This window comes from Streptomyces katrae, assembly GCF_000966975.1.
Taxonomy (GTDB): domain Bacteria; phylum Actinomycetota; class Actinomycetes; order Streptomycetales; family Streptomycetaceae; genus Streptomyces; species Streptomyces katrae.
Genome location: NZ_JZWV01000534.1, coordinates 1 through 1,819, shown reverse-complemented (window position 1 = coordinate 1,819; position 1,819 = coordinate 1). Strand labels below are relative to the sequence as shown.

The 1,819-nt window shown below is 78.1% G+C and carries 1 protein-coding gene; it reads right to left on the bottom strand.

Going from position 1 to position 1,819, the window contains the following annotated elements; genetic code table 11:
* The coding region (locus VR44_RS19405) for a Dyp-type peroxidase (protein ID WP_052713711.1) at positions 1-1,819 on the bottom strand (1,819 nt) is incomplete at both ends.

Here is a 1,819-nt window from a genome sequence, read left to right as displayed (position 1 = left end):
CCACAGGACGCGGCCGCCGTCGAGGACCACCGCGTCGCCGCCGGGGCGGACCAGCAGCCGGGCGCCGGGGTGGCCGGCGGTGCCGCTGCTCCAGGCGGTCGCGCCGTCGGCGGTGCGCACGGTGAGCTCCCCGTCGTGGGAGAAGGCGGCCTCGCTGCCCTTGCCGGCGGTGCCCGCGCTCCAGCGGCGGGCGCCCGAGGCGTCGAGGAGGACGAGGTCCCCGTCGGCGGCGAGGGCCAGCCGGGCGGCGCCGGCGTCGAGGACGTCGCCCGCGCGCAGGACGGCGCCGGGGTGGAGCTCCACGGAGACGTCGAGCCTGCCCTCGGCCAGCTCCCGCAGGGCGGGGATCGAGGGGGTGAAGGCGTAGAGGGCGCCCTCGGTGCGGATGAACCGGCCGAAGCGCAGGGTGGTGGCGCGGCTGCCGGCCTCGGACTCGCTTTCGAAGGCCACCGGGGAGCCGGGGCCCAGGACGGGGTCGGCGCCGGTGCGCGGGCTGCGGCCGGCCGGGAAGTCGGCCTCGTTGATCCACTGCTTGGCCACGAACTCGAACTGCTGGACCAGGTCGGCCTGGTAGCCGATGAACACCAGCCCGCGCGAGGCCCCGTTGGTGCCCCGGCCCGGCTCCTGCTCCGGGTCGTACGCGGGTCCGTAGGGGATGCCGCGGCGGATGATGCGGTGGGTGTCGGTGACGGCGGGGTCCAGCGGGGGGCGGCCGGGGACGGCGACGAGGCCGTCGCGCGGGTTGCCCTTGCGGATGTGCGCGAACAGCGGGGTGTGCCAGCCCTGCGGGTCGTCGCGGTAGGAGATCGCGGTCGGGCCGGTGCCGGCGGGGCAGGGCTGTTCGGCGAGCGGGCAGCCCGCGACGGGGGTGCCGCCGGGCCAGCGGCCCACCAGCCGGGCGGCGAGCCAGGTGTCGGTCGCCTCGGCGGGGGCGGCCCCGGCCCGCTTGAGGTCGGCCAGCCGCTCCCGGGCCTGCGCCCACCAGCCGGGTACGTCCTGGGCGAGCCGGCGGACCACCTGGAACGAGCCTCCGGTGGCCCAGGCGGGCAGCCCGGCGGGCCGCTTGCCGGCCTTCTCCTGGCCCACGAGGAACTCCCCGGCCGGGACCAGCCGGGCCCCGGGCTTGCCCTGGACGGTGGTCCCGGTGGCCGGGTCGGGGGCGTGGAAGCCGCGTACGCCGGGCTGGCTGATGCCGTCGGTGAAGCCGAAGTGCTCGTGCCCGCGCAGCGCGCCGGGCAGGGTGCCGCCGTCCTGCCGGAAGACGAGCACGCCCTGGGCGGGCCCGAGGTCCCGCTGGTGGCGGTCGACGGCCTCGGCGAGCTTCTCGGGGTCGTCCGCCGAGAGGTTGAGGACCGCGTGGACGGCGCGGTGCGGCCCCTCGCCGCCGAACACCCAGGAGTCGGGGGAGCTGTCGCCGGTGTCCCCGAGCGCCTCGGCCCGGCGGGCCGGGCCCTGGACGAAGGCCTCGGCGGTGCTGCCCGGCGGCAGCGCGGGGAAGGGGTCGCGTCCGGCGAAGAAGCGCAGCCCGGCGTGGGTGAGGGAGAGCCCCGTCCACTGGGCGGAGAGGGAGGCCGGGTCGGTGCCGCCCGCCTTGACCCGGGCGGCGCTGAAGGCGGCATTGAACCTGGCCATCTCCTCGGTGGTGGAGATCTCCGGCAGCAGCCGGCGCAGCCAGCGGCGGGCCAGGACCGGGTCGCGGAAGCGCAGCAGCAGGAGGCAGGCGTGGTCCTTGCGGGAGCCGGCCAGGATGTCGCCCTGGGTGTTGCGGTCGGAGCGCAGGGGCAGGTCCGCGGCGCCGTCGGCCGCTGCGGGGGCGGCC